Annotated in this window: 15 protein-coding genes and 1 other RNA gene; 3 read left to right on the forward strand and 13 right to left on the reverse strand. The window is 72.8% G+C overall.

The genetic code is table 11. The features are described from left to right. Positions 1–201 precede the first annotated feature (201 nt). The gene (locus tag ACVJ1F_RS07890; protein ID WP_456885547.1) at positions 202–1731 is read left to right on the forward strand and encodes a hypothetical protein; all 1530 of its coding nucleotides are present in this window, start codon (positions 202–204) and stop codon (positions 1729–1731) included. Between the two features lie 268 nt (positions 1732–1999). On the opposite strand, the gene ssrA is transcribed toward ACVJ1F_RS07890, so the two are convergent. The 13 genes from ssrA to ACVJ1F_RS07955 all read right to left on the reverse strand — a co-directional run bounded on the left by ssrA (position 2000) and on the right by ACVJ1F_RS07955 (position 13902). Further along, positions 2000–2377, reverse strand: a transfer-messenger RNA (tmRNA) gene (ssrA, locus tag ACVJ1F_RS07895). 129 nt (positions 2378–2506) lie between these two features. Then, on the reverse strand, positions 2507–2983 hold the full coding sequence (gene smpB / locus ACVJ1F_RS07900) for an SsrA-binding protein SmpB (RefSeq protein WP_056046102.1): 477 nt from the start codon (positions 2981–2983) through the stop codon (positions 2507–2509). A gap of 116 nt (positions 2984–3099) precedes the next feature. Continuing rightward, on the reverse strand, positions 3100–4014 hold the full coding sequence (ftsX, locus tag ACVJ1F_RS07905; RefSeq protein WP_456885548.1) for a permease-like cell division protein FtsX: 915 nt from the start codon (positions 4012–4014) through the stop codon (positions 3100–3102). Beyond that, positions 4011–4754 carry a cell division ATP-binding protein FtsE gene (ftsE, locus tag ACVJ1F_RS07910; RefSeq protein ID WP_043593759.1) on the reverse strand — a complete coding sequence of 248 codons (744 nt, stop codon included), beginning with the start codon at positions 4752–4754 and terminating at the stop codon, positions 4011–4013. Before ftsE ends, ftsX begins: the two co-directional genes overlap by 4 nt. Before the next feature lie 103 nt (positions 4755–4857). Next, on the reverse strand, positions 4858–5967 hold the full coding sequence (prfB, locus tag ACVJ1F_RS07915) for a peptide chain release factor 2 (RefSeq protein ID WP_456885549.1): 1110 nt from the start codon (positions 5965–5967) through the stop codon (positions 4858–4860). A 79-nt stretch (positions 5968–6046) separates the two neighbouring features. Then, entirely contained in the window at positions 6047–6931 is an 885-nt protein-coding gene (locus tag ACVJ1F_RS07920; protein WP_456885550.1) for a hypothetical protein, read from the reverse strand. Beyond that, positions 6928–7518 carry an RNA polymerase sigma factor gene (locus ACVJ1F_RS07925; protein WP_456885551.1) on the reverse strand — a complete coding sequence of 197 codons (591 nt, stop codon included), beginning with the start codon at positions 7516–7518 and terminating at the stop codon, positions 6928–6930. The genes ACVJ1F_RS07920 and ACVJ1F_RS07925 overlap by 4 nt, the downstream gene beginning before the upstream one ends. Before the next feature lie 128 nt (positions 7519–7646). Next, positions 7647–8249 carry a hypothetical protein gene (locus ACVJ1F_RS07930; RefSeq protein WP_456885552.1) on the reverse strand — a complete coding sequence of 201 codons (603 nt, stop codon included), beginning with the start codon at positions 8247–8249 and terminating at the stop codon, positions 7647–7649. A gap of 66 nt (positions 8250–8315) precedes the next feature. Next, a complete protein-coding gene (locus ACVJ1F_RS07935; protein ID WP_456885553.1) occupies positions 8316–10142 on the reverse strand; it encodes a choice-of-anchor G family protein in 1827 nt (608 codons plus the stop codon). After that, entirely contained in the window at positions 10139–11122 is a 984-nt protein-coding gene (locus tag ACVJ1F_RS07940) for a hypothetical protein (protein ID WP_456885554.1), read from the reverse strand. The genes ACVJ1F_RS07935 and ACVJ1F_RS07940 overlap by 4 nt, the downstream gene beginning before the upstream one ends. A gap of 8 nt (positions 11123–11130) precedes the next feature. Then, on the reverse strand, positions 11131–11739 hold the full coding sequence (locus ACVJ1F_RS07945) for a signal peptidase I (protein ID WP_402751806.1): 609 nt from the start codon (positions 11737–11739) through the stop codon (positions 11131–11133). An 11-nt stretch (positions 11740–11750) separates the two neighbouring features. Then, on the reverse strand, positions 11751–12506 hold the full coding sequence (locus tag ACVJ1F_RS07950; RefSeq protein WP_456885555.1) for a SipW-dependent-type signal peptide-containing protein: 756 nt from the start codon (positions 12504–12506) through the stop codon (positions 11751–11753). A 229-nt stretch (positions 12507–12735) separates the two neighbouring features. Further along, positions 12736–13902 carry a cysteine desulfurase family protein gene (locus tag ACVJ1F_RS07955; RefSeq protein WP_056046118.1) on the reverse strand — a complete coding sequence of 389 codons (1167 nt, stop codon included), beginning with the start codon at positions 13900–13902 and terminating at the stop codon, positions 12736–12738. A 78-nt stretch (positions 13903–13980) separates the two neighbouring features. Between ACVJ1F_RS07955 and glgX the strand changes: the two genes are divergently transcribed. Continuing rightward, positions 13981–16026: a glycogen debranching protein GlgX gene (gene glgX / locus ACVJ1F_RS07960; protein ID WP_456885556.1), complete on the forward strand. Its 2046-nt coding sequence runs from the start codon at positions 13981–13983 to the stop codon at positions 16024–16026. Beyond that, positions 16023–16526 (forward strand): Cys-tRNA(Pro) deacylase, encoded by a 504-nt coding sequence (gene ybaK / locus ACVJ1F_RS07965; RefSeq protein WP_056046122.1) that lies wholly within the window; start codon positions 16023–16025, stop codon positions 16524–16526. Before glgX ends, ybaK begins: the two co-directional genes overlap by 4 nt. Positions 16527–16621: the final 95 nt, after the last annotated feature.

Raw genomic sequence — 16621 nt, forward strand, 5'->3', positions numbered from 1 at the left:
CGTCGACTCTCACCCAGGTGAAACAGGGGTGACGCGACAACCACCCTGCGCATTCCGGACAGTTCGGTGGGTTTCTCTCAGCTTACGGATAGGTTCGATGGGCACGGGGGGCTCCCTTCGTGCTGCGTGTCTCACCCGGCGCTGGGCCGGGGGCGGACAAGCGATGACGCTTGCACCACCGATCAAGAAAGCACTCACCACGTGATCACCAAGTTCTCCTGGCGCCGTGCGGTGGCCGTCCCGGCCGTCCTCACGCTCGCCCTCGGAGGGGCCCTCCTCTCCACCACGGCGGCCCAGGCCGTCGACAGTGACCTGATCGTCACCTCGCCGACCGCCGCCTCGACCACGGACTCGCGTCTGGTCACCGTGGCGGGTACGGCGATCGCCGACGCCAACGTGATCATCAAGGACACCGACACCGACGGAGCCGTGCTCGCCCGCACGACCACCGACGCCAGCGGCGCCTTCTCGACGACGATCCAGTACCCCGACACGGCGATCGTGGCGCAGACCATCTTCGTGGACGGCGAGAAGGGCTTCAGCGGCTTCGACCCGACCGTCACGCGCTCGTTCAGCCTGCCCGCCGTCGCCCCGGTCGAGGTCTTCGCGGTCACGACCCCCGAGGTCGGCCAGCAGCTCGCCTCGCGCACCGTCACCTTCTCGGGCACCGGCATCTCGGGTTCGACCGTCAACGTGCTCGGCACCGACGGCAACCGCCTCCCCGGCACCGGCGCCGTCGCCGTCGTCGGCGGCCAGTGGTCGCTCCAGTACACCTACCCCGAGACCGTCGACCGCAACCAGAGCGTGCGCGTGACCCAGGTCACGGGTGGCTCCGGGACCGGCGACGCCCCCGTCGCGTTCGTCCTGCCCCAGGGCCAGACGCTCGTCGTCGAGACGCCCGCCGCGGACACCACCACCGCCACGCGTACCGTCACCTTCTCGGGAACCGGCAACTCCGGCTCGACCGTCAACGTCCTCGGCGCCGACGGCAACCGCCTCCCCGGCACCGGTGCGATCGTCGTCGTCGACGGCCGCTGGACGCTCGACTACACCTACCCGGACGACGCCACGGTGGCGCAGTCCGTCCGCGTGACCCAGGTCACGGGCGGCGCGGGCTCGGGTGACGTCCCCCGCTCGTTCAACCTGCCCGCCGTGGTCGTCCCGCCGACCGACGTCGTCCTCGACGCCCCGGTCATCACCTCGCCCACCCAGGGTCAGGTCGTCGTCGGTGACCAGGTCACCTTCGAGGGCACCGGCACCCCCGGCTCGAACATCCTGCTGGCCGTCGTCCCGACGGACCAGCTGGACGAGCTCGAGGCCACCGACAACAGCCGTGCCGCCGCGGTCCCCGCCGACCCCGCCGACCCGATCGTCGTCGACGCCGCCGGCAACTGGACCGTCACCCTCGCCCTGACGCCGAACGACTACACGGCCGCCGCCGTGTCGTTCCTCCTCGACGCCGACGGCGCGCCGGTGCTCGACGCCGCCGGTCAGCCGATCGTCTCGGACCCCTCGGCCGACGTCGCGTTCAGCCTCGTCGCCGCCGTGGCGCCCGCAGCCCTGCCCGCCACCCCGATCGCCACCGGCACCACGGGCCTGGCGTACACGGGTAGCGAGGGCACCGAGGCCGCCATCGGCATCGGCGCCGCCGTGCTGCTGCTCGGCTCGACGCTGATGGTCCTCGCTCGCCGCCGCGCGAAGCTCGCGACCACCGACGTGGCCGGCGAGTAACACCCGCACCACGACGACGGCCCCCGTCGCTGCCTCGGCAGCGGCGGGGGCCGTTCCGCGTCCGGCGGCGGCCACACCCGGCCCCCGGTTCCCCCGGTCCCCTTCGCAGGTGTCGCACCGCCGGATGAACGTCGCACCTTCCACTTCGGCGGTGCGATGCTCATCCGGCGGTGCGACACGGCGCGGACCGCTCAGGCCCGGGACGCACGAGCGCCCCCGCCTCGAGAGGCGGGGGCGTTCGGTGTTCGAGAGGTGTGACGACGGCCGGTGGTGGAGATGGGGGGAATTGAACCCCCGTCCATCGCTGAGATTGCACGCATTCTACGGGCGTAGCCAGATGAGGCGTTCTGCTCGGCTCCGACCTTTGTTACTGGCTTCTAGGTCGACGAGCCCAGCCCGAGTGCAAGTCCCGTGTGACCCCCAGGCGTAGTCACACAGCAAGCCATCTAAATGACGTCAGGATCTGGTTAGAAGGCGGTCACCAGACTGACGGACTCCATGTGGCTCTACTGCTTACGCAGCGAGAGCGAAGTCAGTGCGCTTGTTATTGGCACTTATTGTTTTCCAGAGATCGTTTACGAGATAACCCTGGATCCTCGGCCCGCTTCTCGTTCGCACACAGGCGATGTCGAAACCGATCATCCCCATGAGGGGGCCGTCGTCACACGCTCTTGAATTACCAACGCACGTTTCCGTGCGGCCCATCAGTCTACGTCGTCCGACGCGTTCGCGCCACCGTCGGCGACCCGCCCGCCCGTGCCCGATGACCGACCGGTCACTCCCCCAGGTGCTTGCGCGCCGACATCGCCGACTGCGCCTCGCGCGTCGCGGTGCGCTCGCGCAGGGTCTGGCGCTTGTCGTACTCGCGCTTTCCCTTCGCGAGGGCGATCTCGACCTTGGCCCGACCGTCGCTGAAGTAGATCTTGAGCGGGACGACCGTGAAGCCGCCCTCTTTGGTCTTCTGCCCGATCTTGTCGATCTCGTGGCGGTGCAGCAGCAGTTTGCGCTTGCGCCGGGGTGCGTGGTTGTTCCAGGTGCCCTCGGTGTACTCGGGGATGTGCACCGCGTCGAGCCAGGCCTCGCCGGCGTCGACGAACGCGTACCCGTCGACCAGCGACGCGCGGCCCTGTCGCAGCGACTTGACCTCGGTGCCGCTCAGGACGATGCCCGCCTCGTACGTCGTCTCGATCGTGTAGTCGTGGCGCGCGCGGCGGTTCGTGGCCACGACCTTCTCACCGCGTTCTTTCGCCACGCTGGCCTCCTGGTCGTTCGGGTGGGGGTGCTGCCGACAGGCAGCCGTTCAGTATACAGCGAAGGAGGCGCGGTGCCCGTCTGACGGACACCGCGCCTCCTTCACGGGGCCGGCTTCTAGACCTTGAGGTAGCGCCTGATGGCGACGTTCGCGCTGAGGGCTGCGAGCAGGATGCCGACGACGATGACGATCGGCACGACCAGGGCGGCGTCCCGCAGGCCGATGAACGGCGTGCCCTGGAAGGTCACCGCCAGGTAGCCCTTCACGAAGAAGTTCACGATCGCGACGATCGCCCCACCGGCCAGCAACGAGCCCACGAGGGCCGCGATCACCCCCTCGAGGATGAACGGCGTCTGGATGAACCGGTTGGACGCCCCGACCAGGCGCATGATGCCGAGTTCTCGACGCCGGCTGAACGCGCTCAACCGGATGGTCGTGGCAATCAGCAGCACGGCAGCGATCAACATGAGGGAGGCGATGCCGATGGCCGTGTAGCTCGCCGCGTTCAGCACCGAGAAGATCGGGTCGAGGTACCCGCGCTGGTCGACGACGCTCTGGACGCCGGCCAGGCTCGACAGGCTCTCGGTCAGGACGTCGGACTGCGTCGGGTCCTTGAGGTTCACCCAGAAGGTCTCGTTGAGGTACGCCGGCTGCACGAACTCGGTGGCCGGGCTGTCGGCGAACTGCTGCTTGAAGCGGTCGTAGGCCTGGGTCTGGTCCTCGAAGTAGAACTTGTCGACGTAGGGAGTCAGGACGTCGCTGTCGAGCTGGGCGCGGACGCCGTCGATCTGGTCCTCGGTCGCCATCGCCCCGGTGCAGTTGCCGGTCGTGTCGGTGTCGGTGCAGAGGTAGACGGCGACCTGGGCCTTGTCGTACCAGTAGCCCTTCATCTGCGTGATCTGCATCTGCAGCAGGGCCGCGGTTCCGACGAAGGTCAGCGAGATGAACGTGACGAGCACGACGGAGATGACCATCGAGGCGTTGCGACGGAGGCCGCTGCCGACCTCGCTCATGACGAGTCCGAGTCTCATGCGTCGGCCCCTCTCGTGCTGAGGTCCTCGACCCCGATGGCCTGGATGGGCACCGCCTGGGTCTGGTAGCCGCCGTGACGCTCGTCGCGGAGGATGTTGCCCGCGCTGAGCTCGATCACCCGTCGTTGCATCTGGTCGACGATGCCCGCGTCGTGGGTCGCCATGATGACCGTCGTGCCGCCGGCGTTGATGCGCTCGAGCAGGGTCATGATGCCGGCGCTGGTCGACGGGTCGAGGTTGCCGGTGGGCTCGTCGGCCAGCAGGATCGCCGGCTTGTTGACGATCGCACGGGCGATGGCGACGCGCTGCTGCTCGCCGCCCGAGAGCTCGTGCGGCAGACGGTGCTGCTTGCCGACCAGGCCGACCATCTTGAGGACGTCGGGCACGGCCTCCTGGATGAAGCCCTTGCTCTTGCCGATGACCTGGAGGCTGAACGCGACGTTGTCGAACACGTTCTTCTGCGGCAGCAGCCGGAAGTCCTGGAACACGACGCCGAGGTTGCGCCGGAAGTAGGGCACCTTGCGGCTCGAGAGCGTCCCCAGACGCTGCCCGAGGACGTGGATCTGGCCCTGGGACGGCTTCTCTTCCTTCAGCACGAGCCGCAGGAAGCTCGACTTGCCGGAGCCGCTCGCCCCGACGAGGAACACGAACTCGCCCTTGAGGATCTCGAGGGTGACGGCGTTCAGCGCGGGCCGGGGGTTGCCGACGTAGACCTTGGTGACTTCATCAAACCGAATCATGACGGGGATCACCCTAAGTGCGGCCGGCGACGATCGCTGCAGCGACTCGCTGCGGCGGGGCGGCTATGGATGTGCTGGGAGCCGCCGGGCGGGCGACGCCCGGTCAGTCCTGGTCGTCGCGCTTGCGCCAGCGGATGCCCGCCGAGATGAAGCCGTCGAGATCGCCGTCGAAGACGTTCGAGGGGTTGTTGACCTCGTGCTCGCTGCGCAGGTCTTTGACCATCTGGTAGGGCGCCAGCACGTAGCTGCGGATCTGGTCGCCCCAGCTGGCGGTGATGTTGCCCGCCAGCTCTTTCTTCTTGGCGTTCTCGGCCTCTTTCTGCAGCAGCAGGAGGCGCGACTGCAGCACGCGCATGGCGGCGGCGCGGTTCTGGATCTGGCTCTTCTCGTTCTGCATCGAGACGACGGTGCCGGTCGGGATGTGCGTCAGCCGCACGGCCGAGTCGGTCGTGTTGACGCTCTGACCGCCGGGGCCCGAGGACCGGAAGACGTCGACGCGGATGTCGTTCTCGGGGATGTCGATCGACTCGGTCTCTTCCATCAGCGGGATGACCTCGACCGCGGCGAAGCTGGTCTGGCGCTTGCCGGCGGCGCCGAAGGGGCTCATGCGCACGAGCCGGTGCGTGCCGGCCTCGACGCTGAGCGTGCCGAACGCGTAGGGGGCGTCGATCTCGAAGGTGGCGCTCTTGATGCCGGCTTCTTCGGCGTAGCTGGTGTCCATGACGGTGGCGGACATGCCGTGCTTCTCGGCGTAGCGCAGGTACATGCGCAGCAGCATCTCGGCGAAGTCGGCGGCGTCGACCCCGCCGGCCCCGGCGCGGATCGTGATGACGGCCGGGCGCGGGTCGTACTCGCCGTCGAGCAGCGTCTGCACCTCGAGGACGTCCATCATCTTCTGCAGGGCCCTGAGCTCGGCATGGGCCTCGTCGGCGCTCTCTTGGTCGTCGCCGTCGTTGGCCATCTCGACGAGCACCTCGAGGTCGTCGAGCCGCGCCTCGGTGGTCTCGAGCTTCTCGAGCTCGGACTGCCGGTGGCTGAGGGCGCTGGTGACCTTCTGGGCGTTGTCGGTGTCGTCCCACAGGTCGGGGGCCGAGGCCTGTTCGCTGAGTTCGGCGATCTCGGCGACGAGACGGTCTTGCCCGATCACCGCACGGATGTCTTCGAACGTGGCCCGGAGGGCGGCAATCTGCTCAGAGAAATCCAGTGCGATCATGGTCCCCGAGCTTACCCGGCCCGCGTGGGCCGGGCCTGCCCGTGCCCCGCGCCTCCCGGCCGAGGCGCGGGGTCACGTCTCATCCGCAGTACTCGGGCGGGGCGATCCGCGTCGTGCCCACGCTCATCTGGGTGATCCGGTCGGAGGACCCCACCACGAACACGAGGTAGCGCCCGTCGTCGCCCGCGACGGCGTACTGCGTCCCGTAGTTCTCGTCGTGGTCGAGCGTGAGCTCGGCGTCCGGGTACGCGGCGAGGAGTCGTCCCTCGTCGTCGCCGAGGCCGATGCCGGACGCGGTGCGGGGGGTGGCGCTCGCGAGGGCGGCCGGATCGACCGCCAGGGCGGAGGAGACGGTCGCGATCTCGGTCGTGTCCTGCGACGATGCCCGCGAGAGGGCGAGGGTCAGCCCCCGTCCGTCCGAGAAGAACGACGCCGGACAGCCGGAGCCGTCGTCCGGCCCCCGCTCGAACGTCGTCAGCAGAGCGGCCTGGTCCTCGAGCCGGCCGCCGAGGACGAGCGGTCCGATGCGGTCGGTGGACACGACCCAGGTCGAGGGGGCCGCCGGATCGTCGACCGCCGGCGTCGGGGCCGCGGGTGGGACCGGTGTCGCCGACGGCGTCCCCGCCGGCTCGACCACGCCCGGCGACGTGCCGGGGTCGTCCTCGGGTCGGTCGGACGGGAGCGCGGTGGGCGCCGCCTCGCCGCTGCCCGACGGCAGGGTGCCGCCCCCGGCGAGCGCGACGCCCCCGACGGCCAGCGCCACGGCGGCCGCGCCGGCCACCGACAGCAGGACGACCCGCCGGCGACGGACCGAGCGGGCGCGGTCGGGTTCGCGCGCGACGGTCTCGATCAGGAGGCTGCGGACGGCCGCGGCCCGGTCGCGATCGAGGCCGTGCGCGTCGTGCGGGTTCCGCGCGTCGTGGGGGTATTGCCCGTCGTGTGGGCCGTTCGGTGCGTCGCTCATCGGTTCTCTCCGGTCAGGGTGGCGGGTCGTCCGGAGGCCGACTCGGAAGCCGACATCGCTCGGGCGAGTCGCGACTTGGCCCGCGACAGTCGGGACTTGACGGTCCCGACGGGCACGCCGAGAGCCTCGGCCGCGGTCGCCATCGGGAACTCCTCGAGCACGCAGAGCCCGAGGACGTCGCGATCGGCCTTGCCCAGGCCGTCCAGGGCGACTCTCAACCGCCGGTCCCGATCGACGACGTCGAGTCGCGCCGCGACGTCGTCGGCGGGATCGTCCACGTCGGCGTGCGGCGGCAGGGAGGCCAGGGCGATGCGGTGTCGACGGGTCGACCTCGCGAGGTTCTGGGCGACGTGGCCCGTGGTCACGAGCAACCACGCGAGGACCGACCCGTCGACGATGCGGACCGCGTCCCGACGGCGCCATGCCTCGAGGAAGACCATGGCCGTGACGTCCTCGGCGTCGTGCCGGTGCCGGCACAGCCGCAGGGCGTGGCCGTGCACCCGTGCCTGGTGGCGGTCGAAGACGGTCCCGAACGCGGCCGGGTCCCCCGCGACCGCCCGGGCCCAGACGTCGGCGTCCCCCGTCACCGGTCGTGCTCGCTTCTCGTCGTCATGTCGACGTCCCCTCTGATCCGTTGCTGCCTCCCGTACATGTCCGATCGCCCGGAAAGGTTCCCTCGTCTCCTCTCCCCGAGGTCGGCACCGGTCGGCCCGCGTCAGCGCCGGGCCACGCCCGCTTCCCGCAGGGCCACGTCGGCGAGGCGGCGGACGACCGCGGCATCCCCCGCGCGCCAGGCGGCCACCGGGTCGGGAGACACGGCGAGGGCGGCCTTCGCGTCGCGGCCGGTGAGTGCCCGCAGCGCGAGCAGGTCCTCGCCGCCCGGCAGGGCGAGCAGCGCACGGACCGAGGAGGCGCGGCGCACGAACGCGATCCGCCCGCGCAGCCAGACCCACAGCACCACGAGGCTCGGCACCCCGGCGACGACGAGTCCGGCGACCAACGCGGCCCGGGCCACGCCGTCCTGCTGCTGCCGTCCGGCGTCGGCGAGGGATTCTCCGGCCCCGCTGGCCCCGTCGAACGGGGCGCTGGCCGCACCGCCCACCAGCGGCAGCCCTTCCAGCGCGCGCGACGCGTCCTGCATGGTGCCCTGGAAGCCGGCCCCCGCCTCCTCGAGTTGCCTCCCGAGGTCGGCGAACGTGCCGATGAAGCTCGCGATGCTCACCCCGAGCACGACGAAGAGGACGACGAGGCCGACGGCCACGACGTCTCCGGTCACCTGGCGGGTCCGGACGAGGGGCGAGGCCGAGTAGAGCTGCATGGCCCCAGTCTGACGCGAGGCGGCCCGTGAGGCGCGACCCGCGCCTCCTCGGGTCGGTGACGACGACTACCGGGGCACGGTGCTGACGGGCCCCACCCGCGAGGTCGCGAGGTCGAGCGAGGTGACCGTCGTCGCTCCGGCCGACAGGGCCACCCGCAACGCCCCCACCTGGTAGGGGACGGTCGTCCACTTGTCGGGCGGGACGCCGGTCACGACGCCGCCCGGGTAGCCGGCCTGGTCGGGGCGCAGGTTCACCCTCAGCGACAGGACGGACGGCAGGCGGGTGGTCAGGGTGCCGAGCGCCGTGAGCACCGGGGCGAGCGTGGTCGAGAGGGTGCTGCCGAGGGTGGTGACCGGCGCGACGAGCGCGGAGCGGACGAGCGTGGCCACCGACGCGAGCAGCGACCCGGCCGAGCCCGTCAACGCGGCGAGCAGCGGGTTCAGCACGCTGCCGAGCACGGTGGAGAGCGCCCCGCTCAGCACCCGCGTGGTGACCACCGCCGTCGCCGTCGACGGGGACGCGAGCAGCTGCCCCAGCGTTCCCCCCATCGCGACGTCGACGGCGAGCACGTCGACGGGGACGCCGAGCACCGTCGCCCGCAACGTCACCGTCAACGCCACCGACAGCTGCGCCGCCGACACCGCGGACTGCAGCGCCGCCACGACCCGTTGGGTCAGGCCGTCGAGCATCGACCCGACCGTGGTCGTGATCGACGCCATCGCCGCCGCGCTCAGCACGAGCTCGGTGTTCGGGGCGAGCCCGTTCAGCCCGCCGGGCTGGCCGACCAGCGTGGCCAGGTCGACCGACACCACACCGGTCGAGGGGGTGATGGTGACCGTGCCGTCCGTGCTGGTGACCGACCCCGCGAGCACCGGGTCCACCGCCGACTGCAGGGCCAGGCCGGAGAGGGTGACCGAACCCGTGACCCCGCCCAGGCTCAGCAGGTTCGTGAGGCCGTTCACGGTGGCGAGCACGCCGTCCCGGACGGTCCTCGAGATCGTGCCGTTGACGCCCGTCAAGCCGGCGGCGGCCGTGTTCAGGCCCGTGACCGTGCTCGACACCTGACCCGACAGTCCCGCCACCGCCGGGCTGTGCAGCTCGAGGGCGAGACCGGCGATGCCGTAGTCGCGGGTCACCCCCGTCACGCTGCCGTCGCCCCAGATGCGGCTCTCGAGGGCTCGGCAGCCGTCGAGGGTCGCCGTCGATGCCACCGCGCCGACGGTCAGGTCGGCCCGGTCGAGGGCGGTCGAGGCGGGCAGCACCGAGGTGAGGCCGATGCGGGCGGGACCGGGCAGTGACGAGGCGGGGGTCGTCGGCGTCACGCCGAGCCCGCCCGAGTCGCTCACCAGACCCGCGGCGGCCGCCGCCGTGCCGGTCGGGGCGACCCGCGTGAACTGGTTCAGGGCTCCGGCCGACCCCGCCGGCAGGTTCGTGCCGAGCCCGGTCAGGTCGAGGCCGACGAGACCCGACCCCGCACTCGCCGACAGGGGATTGCGGAACGTCGTCGTGCCTCCCGCGTCCGTGGTCGGGGCGGGCGATGCCGGCACCGCGGTGACGACGCCGGAGCGGGTGCGCGTCAGGTCCGCCCCACGCACGGCCGCGACGGTGTCGAGGTCGGTGCCGGCCAGGCTGCCGCGCACGAAACGGCTGGACGCGGCGGCGGCGTACCCGGTGTCGGTGCCGCAGGTGAACTTCGTGGTGCCGACGAGCCCGTACGTGCGCTCGGAGTCGGTCCAGGCGGCGGTCGTCACGGGCGGCGGGGGCACGATGACGGCACCCACGACGGCGACGACGGCCGCGACGGCGACGACGGCCCGTCGCGCGGTGAGCGCCGCGACGAGGCGGGCGACACCCGTGGGGCGACGACGACGGCGGCCGTGCGTGCCGGTCACGACGTCACCGCCCGGCGTCGTCCGCGGAGGTGCAGCGAGAGGCCGACGACCAGGGCACCGGCACCCGCGATGGCCGGGCCGGACGAGAGGCCGCCGGTGAAGGCGAGCGCGCGCGGGGCGTCCACGCCGCTGAGGGTCACGTCGACGGGGCGTCCGTCGCCGGCGGAGTCGATGACGGGGGCGACGCCGCCGGGGCCGGTGCCGGTGCCGCCGGTGCCGGGCGCCGCCGGGTCCGCCCCGCCCGGGCCGGGACCGGCCGGGTCGCCGGGCACGGCGGTCGTGACGGTCGGCTCGGGCTCGGCCGGGAGGGTCGCGACGGGGTCCAGCGCCGTCGCCGTGATGCCGACGCCGACCCGGGCGCTCCGTCCCATGGACGAGGCGTCGTCGCCGCGCCCACCGGCGAGACCGAGGCTGACGAGCACGAAGACCCGGCCCGAGCCCCCGACCGAGCGCACCGGCCACGAGGGACTGCCGTCGACGAACGAGGAGGCGCGGGTCGGGGCGGTCACGGTCCGCGCCCCGGTCGCGCAGAGCGGCGTCGTCTCGACCCGCTGCCACTCGACGTCGCAGGTCTCGACCCCCAGCGTGAATCCGGCCTCGTCGTCGACGAGCGACCCCGAGCTGACGAGCTCGAGGCCGAGTGCCACCCGGTCGCCGGTCGTGACGTCGGTCGCGATCTGCCAGCGGCCCGGGGCCGCGGGCGCGATGTCCTCGGTGCCGGTCAGTTCGTCGGCCAGCACGAGGTGGCCGTCGAGGCCGGTCTCGGGCACGGGTTCGAGGGCACGGGCGGTGCCGGCCTGGACGGTGAGGGCACCGCCGAGCACGAACGCGGCCGTCCCCACGACGGCCAGGAGCGTCGTCGCGGCGCGGTGCCCGCGGGTCGTCCGGCCGCGGTGCGCACCGCGGCCGTGGTGCGCACCGCGGCCGTGGTGCTCGCAGCCCGGCCCGCCGGGCGCGCCGCCACTCGACTCCCCGTCCACGGTCGTCCTCACCCTCGGCGGACGGCGCCGCGTCGCGTCGGCCAGAAGGCCAGCACGACGGCGGCACCGACGACGGCGACCGCGAGCCCGCGGGCCGGCGGGGTCGACGTCGTCGTCAGGACGAAGCCGAGGCCCGGGGCCGAGGCGACGACGATCCGGGCGTCGCGCACGACGTAGGGGTCGCGGTCGTCCGAGTCGTTGGCGTCGCCCCGCAGCACGAGGGAGCGCGCGGCGGCGTCGCCGGGCACGGCGGTCGTCGAGACGACCCGGTGGGTCACGGGGACGTCGAAGCCGGGTCGGGGCACCGTGACCACGTCGCCGGGCCGCACGTCGGCCGCCGCGATCGCCCGGGTGACGACGGCGCCGCCCGCGGGCACGGTGGGACTCATCGAGCCGGTCAGGACGACCACGAGCGAGAGGCCGAGGACCGTCGAGACGGCGAGCCAGAGGAGGCAGACCGCGCCGACGAGGCCGACCACCGACAGCAGGAGCGTGCTGACGACGTCGACCGGTCGGCGGCGAGGGCGTCGGCGACGGCGCTCACGGCGATCCGCCCGGCGCGGCTCGACCTCGGGGCCCCGACGTTCCGCCCGGGGCCGGGTCACGGTGTCGACCACCGGTCGGCCCGTCACTCGACGCTGGTCGAGGCGAACTCCCACGCCGGGGCGGCGGTACGGCCCTGGAGCGTCGAGCTCGCCGACGTGGCGGCACTCGCCGGCAGGGTGACCTCGAAGCAGTAGAACTGCGTGGTGCCGGACGCGGCGGCGAGTCGTTGGGTGGCCGTGGCGCCCGTCGTCGAGAGCGAACCCGTGGCGATGGTCGTCGGCGCGGTGAACGCGGCGGCGGTGCAGGTCGGCGCGGCACCCCCGGCCGTGACCTCGACGGTCGCGACGCGGACGGTCAGGGCGCTGAAGAGCGCTCCCCCGGCATCGGCCACGGTCACGCCGGTGGCGGGCACCGCGGACCGGACCTGCACGTCGGCGGGGACGCTCGTCGTGGCCGTCGTCCGCAGGGCCACGCCCGAGTAGACGCTCTCGCCCGGGCTGAGGGTCTGCGCACCCGGCGTGAAGACCGTGCCGCGACCCGGTGCGGTCTCGTAGTCGGAGAAGCCCGCCGTGTAGGGCGAGGTGACGCTCTGCTGCACCTCGAACGTGCCGGTGCCGATGCCGGGGCCGCCCGTGCCGTCCCCGGCGTAGACCCACTCGCTGTCGGTCCAGGCGGCGACGGTGTAGCCGAGTCCGCCGACGACGAGCGCACCGCCCGCGGCGAGCGCCGCGACCTTGCGGAGGCGACGAGGTCTCGGCGCCGACCGGTCGAGCGTCGCGACGTCGTCGCGCGGGACCTCGTCGCGAGGGGTGTCGGAGGCAGAGCGGTGCTGCGACATGGTGGTGCTCCTGATCCGCGTCGCCTGGTGGGGGCGGCGCTCGGGGTGGTGCGATGGACGCCCGTGGTGAGCGGGCGGCGGGCCGGGATGCGGCGGCGGCGCGGGGTGGTGGGGCCCGGCCGGTGAGGCGTGCTCACGTGTGTTGGGGACGAGTACACCACCCCCGCGCGGGGGCGACAACCCACCCGTTCGGGGGTCGTGGCCGGGGTGCCCTTGCCCGGCGGGCGGATCAGCGGGCGCCGAGCACCGGGGCGCGGTCGGCGTAACCGGCCGTCGTGGCGCGCGCGACGGCGGTCGGGAGCGCCGCGAGCAGCGCGTCGACGTCGGCCTCGGTGCTCGTGTGGCCGATCGTCATGCGGAGCGCACCGCGGGCCGCGTCCGCCGGCAGGCCCATGCCGAGCAGCACGTGCGACGGTTCGGGGATGCCCGCCTGGCAGGCCGATCCGGTCGAGACGCTGACCCCGGCGGCGTCGAGCAGGAACAGCAACGAGTCGCCCTCGCACCCGTCGAAGGTGAAGTGGGCGTTGCCGGGCAGCCGGTCGACGGGGTCGCCCCGCAGCACGGCCCCGGGCACCGACGCCAGCACCCCGGCGATCAGCCGGTCCCGCAGCGGCTCGTAGGCCCCGTGCGGCTGCTCGGCCGCCACGGCGAAGGCGACGGCGGCCGGGGCGTCCTGCGTACCCGAGCGCACCTGTCGCTGCTGTCCGCCCCCGTGGATCAGGGGCACGACGGTCGCCGACCGCGACAGCACGAGCGCGCCGATGCCGATGGGCCCGCCGATCTTGTGGGCGCTGACGCTGAGCGCCGCGAGCCCGGAGGCCGCGAAGTCGATCGGCACCTGCCCGTAGGCCGCGACGGCGTCCGAGTGCACCGGCACCCCGTGGGCGGCGGCGAGCGCCACGACCTCGTCGACGGGCTGCATCGTGCCGACCTCGTTGTTGGCCCAGAGCAGGCTGACCAGGGCGACGTCGTCGTGCTCGTCGAGGGCCGCGGCGAGGGCGTCGACGCGCAGCCGGCCCTGCTCGTCGAGCGGCAGCCAGGTGACGACGGCGCCCTCGTACCGTTCGAGCCACTCGACGGTGTCGACGGTGGCGTGGTGCTCGCCGGCGGGGACGAGGAGGCGCGGCCGCGGTCGGTCGGACTGCCTCGCCCACCACAGTCCCTTGATCGCGAGGTTGACCGCCTCGGTGCCGCCCGAGGTGAAGACGATCTCGATCGGGTCGCAGCCGAGGGTCGCGGCCACGCGCTCGCGGGCCTCTTCGAGGACGCGCTTGGCGTTCTGGCCGGCCGAGTGGATGGACGACGGGTTGCCGACCGTGCCGAGCGCCTCGGCGTAGGCGGCGATCGCCGCCGGGTGCATCGGCGTGGTGGCCGCGTGGTCGAGGTAGACGCTCATGTTCGGGTCCTCAGGCTGGGTGGGGCGGTGACGCTCGATGATTTCGGGGCCGACACGCGCCTCCTCTACTGTAAACGCGTGACCGACCCCGACCCCCTGCGCGATCTCGGCATCCGTTCCGGCCCCGACGGGCCGACGCTGCGCGTCTGGTCGGCGTCGGCGTCCCGGGTCGACGTCGTGATCGACGACGCCCCGCACGACCGTGTCGTCCCGATGGTCCGCGACGTCCACGACGTGTGGAGCGCCACCGACGGCGCCCTCACCCCCGGGCGGCGGTACTGGCTGCGGGCGGACGGCCCCGCCGGGGGCGGCAACGCCTTCGACCCCTCGCTCGAGCTGCTCGACCCCTACGCGCGCGGGCTCGGTCGCACCGGACGCGGCACGTGGCAGTCGGCCGTCGTCGACGAGTCGTTCGACTGGGGCGGGGTGTCCAAGCCCCGCACGCCGCTCGACCGGGTGGTGGTCTACGAGGCGCACGTCCGCGGCCTCACCCGCCTGGCCCCCTTCGTGCCCGAAGAGCTGCGCGGCAGCTACGCCGGCCTCGCGGCCGAGTCGACCATCGCCTACCTGACCGGCCTCGGCGTGACGGCGGTGCAGCTGTTGCCCGTGCACCAGCACGTCGACGAGCAGCGCCTCGTCGCGCAGGGCATCGAGAACTACTGGGGCTACAACACCCTCGGCTACTTCGCCCCGCACGCCGCCTACGCCAGCCGCGACGCGCAGCTCGCCGGCGCCTCGGCGATCCTCCGCGAGTTCAAGGGCATGGTGCGCCTGCTGCACGAGGCCGGCATCGAGGTCTACCTCGACGTGGTCTACAACCACACGGCCGAAGAGGGCGAGGTCGGCGGCCCGGTCACGAGCCTGCGCGGTCTCGACGGCTCCGGCTACTACCGACACGACGCCGAGGGTCGGCCGGTCGACGTGACGGGGTGCGGCAACTCGCTCGACACGAGCACGCCGGCCGCCTCGCGGCTCGTCCTCGACTCCCTGCGGTACTGGGCCGACGAGGTGCAGATCGACGGTTTCCGCTTCGACCTCGCCGCCACGCTCGGACGCGGTGCGGACCACGTCTTCGAGCCCGAGCACCCGCTGCTGAGCGCGATCGTGGACGATCCGGCGCTCGAGGGCGTCAAGATGATCGCCGAGCCGTGGGACGTCGGCCTGGGTGGCTGGCAGACCGGCGCCTTCCCCGACGGCTGGATCGAGTGGAACGACCGGTTCCGCAACCGGGCCCGCGACTTCTGGCTGACCGACATCGCCGCGGCCCGGTCGCAGGGCGCTCCCCCGTCCGGGCTCGGCAGCTTCGCGTCGAAGCTCAGCGGGTCGAGCAACATCTACGCCCACGAGCGCGGTCCGCTGTCGGGCGTGAACTTCGTCACGGCGCACGACGGCTTCACCCTGCTCGACCTCGTCTCGTACGACGGCAAGCACAACCTCAGCAACGGCGAGGACAACCGCGACGGCACCGACGACAACCGCTCGTTCAACCACGGCGTCGAGGGCGACAGCGTCAACCCCTGGATCTCGGACGCCCGGCGCCGCTCGATGCGCAACCTGCTCGCCACCCTCTTCGTGTCGGCCGGCATCCCCATGCTGACCGCCGGCGACGAACGCGGCCGCACCCAGCACGGCAACAACAACGCCTACTGCACCGACAGCGAGCTCACCTGGGTCGACTGGTCCGACGAACCCTGGCACCGGGACCTGCACGACGACGTCGCCACGCTGTCCCGGCTGCGAGCCGAGAACCCCGCCCTGCGCCCGTCGCGGTTCGGCCTCGACGGCGCCTGCACGCTCAGCGCCAACGAGATGTCGTGGCACTCGGCCTCGGGCGACGAGATGCGTCCCGACGAGTGGAACGACCCCGCCGTCCGCACGATGCAGTACCTCGCGACCTCGACGCCCGAGCACGAGGCGCCCAACACGGTCCTCGTCGTGGTGCACGGGGCCGAGGCCGCCGTCTCGGTGACGCTCCCCCGACACGACGGGGTGACGGCGTACGAGGCCCTGTGGTCGAGCGACGACCGCAGCCTGCCGCAGGCGACGGCCCCCGGTGACGACCTGCTCGTGTCGGGGCCGACCGTGGTGGTGTTCCGCGCCACGACGACCGAGGCCGCCTCGTGACCAGCAAGGCGTCCGGAGGGGCGCGCGGCCCCGCCACGCCGGCCACCGTCGCGCTCACCACGGCCGGCATCCCCTTCACGGCCCACACCTACGAACACCACGACACGGCGACGAACTTCGGCGAGGAGGCCGCCGCCGAGCTCGGCCTCTCGGCGGAACGCGTCTTCAAGACCCTCGTGGTCGACGCCGAGGGCACCCTCGTGGTGGGCGTCGTCCCCGTCTCGGGTCGCCTCGACCTCAAGGCGCTCGCGGCCGCCGTCGGGGCCAAGAAGGCCTCGCTGGCCGACCCCGCCCTGGTCGAACGCCGCACGGGCTACGTCGTGGGCGGCATCAGCCCCCTCGGGCAGCGGACCGCCGCGACGACCGTGGTCGACGCGAGCGCCGCCTCCTTCGCCTCGGTCTTCGTCAGCGGCGGGAGGCGCGGGTTCGACATCGAGATCGCACCCGACGACCTCGTGCGCGCCACCGGCGGCTCCTACGCGGCGATCCGTCGCGACTGACCCGCGCCGCGCCTCCTCGGATCTGCGGCCACGCCGCCACGAAGTGAACGATCCGCCGCACGAAAACGTGGCGGGATGTCGCCCTCGTGGCGGGA

The sequence above is a fragment of the Frigoribacterium sp. 2355 genome, assembly GCF_054060695.1.